This window comes from Brevundimonas sp. UBA2416 (assembly GCF_002343105.1).
Classification (GTDB): Bacteria; Pseudomonadota; Alphaproteobacteria; order Caulobacterales; family Caulobacteraceae; genus Brevundimonas.
In genome coordinates, this window is sequence record NZ_DDRM01000029.1 from 112,247 (window position 1) to 119,611 (window position 7,365).

Genomic DNA, 7,365 nt, shown 5'->3' on the forward strand with positions numbered 1-7,365 from the left:
GGCGGCGGCGTCGCCGTCGGCGGCGGCAAGGTCTTTGTGTCCTCGGGCTATCGCACCGTCACCGCCATCGATCAGGCCTCCGGCGCCGTGATCTGGACCACCCCGGTCGATGTGCCCATCCACGGCGCGCCCACCGTCTCGGGCGGCCGGGTCTTCGTCGTCGACGTCGAGAACCAGATCCAGGCTTTCGACACCACCACCGGCGCCCAGGACTGGTCCTATCGCGGTATTCCCGAGCCGGCCCGCATCCTGCGCGCCTCCAGCCCCGCTGTGACCGGCGATACGGTGATCGCGCCCTTCTCGTCCGGCGAAGTGGTGGCCCTGCGCGCCTCGACCGGCCAGTCGCTGTGGCAGCAGGTCCTGTCGCGCACCAGCCGCACCAGCGCCCTGTCCGAAATCCGCGACATCGCCGGCCGTCCGGTGATCAGCCGGGGCGTCGTCTACGCCGTCAGCCATTCGGGCGTGCTGTCCGCCATGGATATCCGCTCGGGCCAACCGAAATGGGCGCCCCTGCCGATCGCCGGCGTCAACGCGCCCCTGCCGGTCGGCGACGTTGTCTATGTCGTGTCCAAGGACGGCGAACTGACCGTCATCAACCGCGACAGCGGCCAGATCTACTGGACCCGCGACCTCAATGAGGGCCGCGTCCGCCAGGAAGGCGGCATTTTCGGCTTCTTCGATCGCACCGTACGCCCGGTCTGGTCAGGACCGCTGATGGCCTCGAACCGGCTGGTGCTGACCAATTCGGACGGCGAACTGGTCGCCTTCGACCCCAAGACCGGCGTCCAGACCGCCTCGATCCGCATGGGCGGGCCGGTCTATATCGCTCCGGCCGCCTACAACGGCGCGCTTTATGTGCTCACCGACAAGGGCGACCTCGTCAGCATTCGCTGACGCTGGAACTCAATCTGCGTTAGAAGGCCGACATGGCTCTCAAAGTCGCCATCGTCGGCCGCCCCAATGTGGGCAAGTCGACACTATTCAATCGCCTCGTCGGCAAGCGCCTCGCGCTGGTCGACGACCGGCCGGGCGTGACCCGCGACCGGCGGTACGCGGATGGCAACATCGGCGATATGGACCTGACCCTCATCGACACCGCCGGCTATGAGGACGTCACCGACGACAGCCTCGAATCGCGGATGCGTGAACAGACCGAGGCGGCGCTGGAAGACGGCGACCTGATCCTGTTCATGATGGACGCCCGTGAGGGCGTGACCTCGCTGGACCAGATATTTGCCGAACGGCTGCGCAAACAGCACAAGCCCGTCATCCTGCTGGCCAACAAGTCCGAGAGCCGCGAGAGCGGCGGCGGCATCGGCGAGGCCTATTCGCTGGGCTTCGGCGAGCCGGTCGCCATCTCGGCCGAGCACGGCGAGGGCATGGCGGACCTGTATGCCGCCGTGGTGGCCGCCAGCGCCGACATCTTTGTCGAAGAGGTCGATGAGCCCGACAAGCCGATCCGCATCGCCATCATCGGCCGGCCCAACGCCGGCAAGTCGACCCTGATCAATCGCCTGATCGGTGAAGACCGCATGCTGACCGGCCCCGAGGCCGGCATCACCCGGGATTCCATCTCGGTCGACTGGGAGTACGAAGGCCAGAACATCCGACTGGTCGACACCGCCGGGATGCGCCGCAAGGCCCGGGTGCAGGAAAAGCTGGAGAAGCTGTCGGTCGCCGACACCATCCGCGCCATCACCTTCGCCGAGGTGGTCGTGCTGGTCATGGACAAGGACGACGCCTTCGACACCCAGGATCTGCAGCTGGCCGATCTGGTCGAGCGCGAGGGGCGGGCGCTGGTCTATGTCGCCGCCAAATGGGACCTGGAAGAGAGCCCGCAGGCCAAACTGGCCAAGCTGACCCAGATGGCCGAGGACAAGCTGCCGCAGCTGAAGGGGTCGCCCTTCGTGGCCCTGTCGTCGCACAGCGGCCGCGGCGTCGAGCGGCTGATGCCCGCCGTGTTGCAGGCGCACGCGACCTGGTCGGTCAAGGTCAAGACCAAGGACCTGAACACCTGGCTGTCCATGGCCACCCAGAGGCATCCGCCCCCCGCCGTCGACGGCAAGCGGATCAAGCCCAAATACATGGCCCAGACCAAGGCCCGGCCGCCGACCTTCGTGCTGATGGCCAGCCGCGCCGAGTCCATGCCGGAGCAGTACAAACGCTATCTGGTCAACAATCTGCGCGAGTCCTTCGACCTGCCGGGCACGCCGATCCGGCTGATCGTCAAGTCGGGCAGCGAGAACCCCTATGCGCCGGGCGGCTCCAAATCGGGGCCCGAACGCTACAAGGGCGACGCCAAGACCGCGCCGCGCAAGGTCATCAAGAAGGCCGAGCGCGCCGAGATGCTGTCCAACCTGCCCGGCAAGGCGCTGGAGCAGAAGAAGGCCGGCAAGACCAAGCTCAAGCCTCTCGCGGGGCTGAAAGCCAGCGCCAACAAGAAGGCCGGTTCGTCGGTCGCCGTCCAGAAGGGCGCACGGGGCGGGGCGCGTCAGGTGTCACGGTCGGGGCGCGTGCGGACCGGTCAGAAACACGCGCCGAAGAAATAGGGTCGTCGCGCCCTTCAGTGGCGGCGCGCCACGAACAGGGGAATGAGGCCGTAAGCGGCCTGGGCCAGAAGGCCGATCGCGCCTGCGGCGGTGGCCCAGGCCGCGACCTGCTGAGCCAGCGGGCGGCCGAACAGCAGGAGCGACATCGCTGTCTCGACGGTCAACAGAAGCAGGAAGGCGGCCAGCCCCATCATCAGCCGATCCGAAGTCCGCGCCGGGATCGAGAACCGCCGGATGGTCCAGCCGGCGGCGCGCCAGCTGATGAACAGGATGATCGGCGCCTCGATCAGGACCGCAAGGACCTCGCCGGCCATGGGCGCGATGAAGAGTGTTCGGACAACGCCGAGGAGGAAGGCGAGACTGAAGACGATGGCGAAATAGGCGGCCGCCGCTGTGAGCGCCCGTTGCATGGTCAGATCAGCGCCGCCACGCCCGGACCCGCTGACCACTCCTTGAAGCTGATCTCCAGCGGCGACTGCCGGTCGCCCCGCGCCAGTTCGACGATCAGGGGGCCGATGACCGACGGGTGGACCACGGTCTCCGGATCCTCGCCCGGATAGGCCTGGGCGCGCATCTGGGTTCGCATGCGGCCGGGATCGACGATGGAGACCCGCACCGGCGTCGACTCGATCTCGTCGGCCCAGCATTTGACCAAGGCCTCTGCCCCCGCCTTCGTCGCGGCGTACATGCCCCAGAAGGCCTTTGGCGCGGCGGCGACGCTGGTGGTGACATAGACGGCGCGTCCCGCGTCCGAGGCCTTCAGCAGCGGCTCCAGGGAGCGAATCAGGCGGTAGACGGCGGTGAAGTTGGTCTTTTCGACCTTGGCCCAGACGCGGGGGTCGGCGTGGCTGACCGGAGTCAGGCCCGAGGCCCCCATGGTCGCCGCCGCCTGCACCCAGATGTCGAGGCGTCCGAACCGCTCGAAGATGGCCCCGCCCAGCCGGTCGATGGCGCCGCCGTCCACCAGATCGAACGGGATCAGGGTGGCGTGCCTGCCGGTGGCGGCGAAGATGGCGTCGTCCAGCTCTTCCAGTCCGCCGACCGTCCGCGCCGTGGCGATCACATGCGCGCCGGCTTTCGCCAGGGCGAGGGCGCTTTCATAGCCGATGCCGCGCGAGGCTCCGACAACGAGGGCGATACGGTCCTTGAGGGGTAGGTCGGTCATGGCGGGCCTGATAGCGCGCCCGTCGGCCCGGCGGAAGCTAGAACCCGGGGGCCGGTTGCCACAGGCTGAAGCTGACCCCCTGGTCGTCGCTGACGACGGCCGTGATGCCGGAGGGGGTCTCGGACGGTATGGCCGCCTTGCCTCCCAGCTCCACCACCCGGGCGCACAGCCGCTCGACGTCTTCGACGCGGAAATACAGGTGGGAATTGGCCTTGGCACGCTCAACCTTGGTGAAGCCGAAGGACGGCTGACCACCCGCCACGTGGGCGTAGTTCGGATGCGATTCAGCCTCGTCAAAGGTCCAGCCGAACAAGGCGGAATAGAAGGCCCGCGCCTTTTCGACGTTCTCGGTGTCCATGGTGAAGTAACCGAGCTGGATCATTGCGTGTCCTGTGCCGAGCGTTATGGCTCTTAAGCGCTGACCAACAGCGAAAGTTGCCGCGCGGCGACCTCGCGGCCGCCTTCCTCGATTTCGCGGTCCAGCAGGCGGGTCGGGTATTCGCCGGTGAAATAGTGGTCCGTGAACTGCGGATTGCGCGAGTCGCGGGGGCCGGCCTCCATGGCGTCGTACAGACCGTCGACCGAGAGGAAGCCGAGGGAGTCGACCTCGAGGTGGGCCCGCATCTCTTCCAGGGTCTTGTTGGCGGCGATCAGCTGGTCCCGCTCGGGCATGTCGATGCCGTAGAAGTCCGGCCACAGGATCGGCGGCGAGGCCGAGCGCAAATGCACCTCGGTGGCGCCCGCGGCGCGGACGGCGCGGACCAGTTTGACGGAGGTCGTGCCGCGCACGATGGAATCGTCGATCAGGACGACCCGCTTGCCCTCCAGCACCGACCGGTTCGGGCTGTGTTTCATCCGCACGCCCTTCTGACGGGCGCCCTGGTTTGGCTGGATGAAGGTGCGGCCCAGATAGTGGCTGCGGATGATCCCCATCTCATAGGGGATGCCGCTCTCCTGGGCATAGCCGAGGGCGGCGGGCACGCCGGAGTCGGGCACGGGCACGACGACATCGGCATCGACCGCGTGTTCGCGGGCCAGTTTCATCCCCATGCGCTTGCGCACGCCATAGACCGAGCGGCCGTTCACGACGCTGTCGGGGCGGGCGAAATAGACATATTCGAACAGGCAGGGCCGCGCCTCGCGGGTCGGGAAGGGCTTGAGCGACTTCAGCCCCTCATGGTCGATGACGATGACCTCGCCGTGCTCGACATCGCGCTCAAAGGTCGCGCCGATGGTGTCGAGGGCGCAGGTTTCCGAGGCCAGAACCCAGGCGTCGCCGAGGCGGCCCAGGACCAGCGGGCGGATGCCCAGCGGGTCGCGCGCGCCGATCAGCTTCGATCGGGTGGCGCAGACCAGGGCGTAGCCGCCCTCGATCCGGCCGATGGCGTCGATGAAGCGGTCGACGATCTTGGCCTTACGGCTGCGGGCGATCAGGTGAAGAATGACCTCGGAGTCCGAGGTCGACTGGAAGATGGCGCCTTCGCCGACCAGCTGGTTCCGCAGATAGAGATGGTTGGTCAGATTGCCGTTGTGGGCGACGGCGATTCCGCCCTGATCCAGATCGGCGAACATGGGCTGGATGTTGCGCAGGAAGCTGCCGCCCGCGGTGGAATAACGGGTGTGGCCGACGGCCGCAGAGCCGGGCAGGCGTTCCGGCAGGTCCGTGCCGCCGAAGGCCTCCCCCACCAGCCCCATGTGGCGTTCGGTGTGGAAACGGGTGTCGTTGACGCTGGCGATACCGCAGGCTTCCTGCCCGCGGTGCTGCAGGGCGTGCAGGCCGAGGGCGACGATGGCGGAGGCCGCATTCTTCTCTGCGCCCCAGACGCCGCAGACGCCGCACTCCAGCCGCGGCCGGTCATCGTCGGCGTCGCGGTGGTGCTCCCGGTGGACGACCGGGTCAGCGATGGAATGCACGGGACTGCTCATCGTGGGGCTCCGATGATGCGGGGAACGCTAGTCGGCGGCGGACGCGGGCGGAGTATTGTTTGTTTGGGGCGAGGGCAAGGCTTCTTCGCCGGAAAATCCCTCGTTCACGGACGAAGTCACGACGGGCGTCAGGGCGTCGGCCCCGCGACCGATGCCCGGCAGGACGATCTGGATCATGCGCGCCGCGCCCGCCGTGACCGGCCGCAGGGCCGCCTCGCTGAGCCAGCGCGGGGTGCGCTCGCCCGGCATGGCGGCGACGACCACGAGATGGATGGCGCCCAGCAGCACCAGCGAGCGCGCTGCGCCGACGAAGATGCCGAGGAGCCGGTCGATGCCGCCCAGCTGCGGATGGGCCTGGGCCCGCTTCGACAGGATCGAGCCGAAGATGCGGATGCCGAAATAGATCAGCAGGAAGGAGGCGACGGCGGCGGCGATGGTGCCCGCCCAGTCGGGATCGACCAGCGCCCGCCCGAGCGGCGCGGTCAGCGGCAGGGCCACCAGGGCGATGAAGGCCGCCAGCACAAAGCTGAGCAGGGTGATGATCTCGCGTGTGCCGCCGCGCACCCAGCCGGCCGCGGCCGAGGCGAGGATGACCAGAATGGCGATTACGTCGAAACCGGTCATGCGCGCCCGAGCTGAGTTCTGCCCGACCTCAATAACGGTTTTGCGAGATTCGTTCGACCGCTTCGGCCAGGCGCGTCACCGAGGTCACGCCCACGCCCTTGTGCTTGACGGTCAGTGGCGGGGTCAGGGCGCGGTCGAAGCCGAGCTTCTGGGCCTCTCGCAGCCGCGCCTCGGCCCGGCCGACGGCGCGGATCTCGCCCGAGAGGCTGATTTCGCCGAACACCACGCAGCCCTGGGGCAGGGGGGTGTCGGTGGCCGAGCTGATGAGCGCCGCCGCCGCCGCGAGATCGGCCGCCGGCTCGTTGATGCGCAGGCCGCCCGCGACGTTCAGATAGACGTCCTGATCGCCGAACCCGAAGCCACAGCGCGCCTCCAGCACGGCCAGCACCATGGCCAGTCGCCCGGTGTCCCAGCCGACGACGGCCCGACGCGGCGTGCCATAGGCCGACTTGGACACCAGGGCCTGCATCTCCACCAGCACCGGCCGCGAACCCTCGATGCCGGCGAACACAGCCGCGCCCGGGGCCCGGTCCTTGCTCTCGCCGAGGAAGAGGGCGGAGGGATTGGCGACCTCGCGCAGGCCCGCGTCGCCCATTTCGAAGACGCCGATCTCGTCGGTGGCGCCGAAGCGGTTCTTGCCGGCGCGCAGGATGCGGAACGGATAGCCGCGCTCGCCCTCGAAGCTCAGCACGGCGTCGACCATATGTTCGACCACGCGCGGTCCGGCGACCTGTCCGTCCTTGGTGACGTGGCCGACGAGGATGACCGCCACGCCCTGCGTCTTGGCCAGCCGCACCATCTCGCCGGCGCAGGCGCGGACCTGGGTGACCGAACCGGGGCCGGCCTCGTGGGCGTCGGACCAGAGGGTCTGGATGGAATCGACGATGACGATGTCGAACTTCTCGCGTTTCAGCGTGCCGAGGATGTCCCGCAGCGCCGTGGCCGAGGCCAGCTCGACCGGGGCCTTCTCAAGCCCCATCCGCTTGGCGCGGGCCCGGATCTGTTCGACCGCCTCCTCGCCAGAGATATAGGCCACCCGCCGCCCCGACAGGGCCGCGCGACCGGCCACGTCGAGCAGCAGGGTCGACTTGCCGACGCCCG

General features: G+C 68.4%; 8 protein-coding genes. 2 read left to right on the forward strand and 6 right to left on the reverse strand.

All coding sequences use genetic code 11. The features are described from left to right. Both B3E43_RS09895 and der read left to right on the forward strand, forming a co-directional pair. Positions 1–894, forward strand: an 894-nt coding sequence (locus B3E43_RS09895) for a PQQ-like beta-propeller repeat protein (protein ID WP_292028947.1), incomplete at its 5' end; no start/stop codon positions are given. 32 nt (positions 895–926) lie between these two features. Continuing rightward, positions 927–2,549, forward strand: a complete 1,623-nt coding sequence (gene der / locus B3E43_RS09900; RefSeq protein ID WP_292028948.1) for a ribosome biogenesis GTPase Der — start codon at positions 927–929, stop codon at positions 2,547–2,549. Between the two features lie 14 nt (positions 2,550–2,563). Here the strand turns inward: der and B3E43_RS09905 are convergent, their stop codons facing one another. From B3E43_RS09905 to radA, 6 genes are all read right to left on the reverse strand, one after another. Further along, positions 2,564–2,959, reverse strand: a complete 396-nt coding sequence (locus B3E43_RS09905; RefSeq protein ID WP_292028950.1) for a hypothetical protein — start codon at positions 2,957–2,959, stop codon at positions 2,564–2,566. 2 nt (positions 2,960–2,961) lie between these two features. After that, positions 2,962–3,714: an SDR family NAD(P)-dependent oxidoreductase gene (locus B3E43_RS09910; protein WP_292028951.1), complete on the reverse strand. Its 753-nt coding sequence runs from the start codon at positions 3,712–3,714 to the stop codon at positions 2,962–2,964. A gap of 37 nt (positions 3,715–3,751) precedes the next feature. Continuing rightward, positions 3,752–4,096 (reverse strand): VOC family protein, encoded by a 345-nt coding sequence (locus B3E43_RS09915; protein WP_292028952.1) that lies wholly within the window; start codon positions 4,094–4,096, stop codon positions 3,752–3,754. Between the two features lie 29 nt (positions 4,097–4,125). Next, a complete protein-coding gene (gene purF / locus B3E43_RS09920; protein ID WP_292028953.1) occupies positions 4,126–5,640 on the reverse strand; it encodes an amidophosphoribosyltransferase in 1,515 nt (504 codons plus the stop codon). Positions 5,641–5,667: 27 nt separating this feature from the next. Then, complete coding sequence (locus B3E43_RS09925; protein ID WP_292028954.1) at positions 5,668–6,264, reverse strand: CvpA family protein; 597 nt, start codon at positions 6,262–6,264, stop codon at positions 5,668–5,670. Positions 6,265–6,292: 28 nt separating this feature from the next. Beyond that, a partial coding sequence (gene radA, locus B3E43_RS09930) for a DNA repair protein RadA (protein ID WP_292028956.1) occupies positions 6,293–7,365 on the reverse strand: 1,073 nt, incomplete at its 5' end.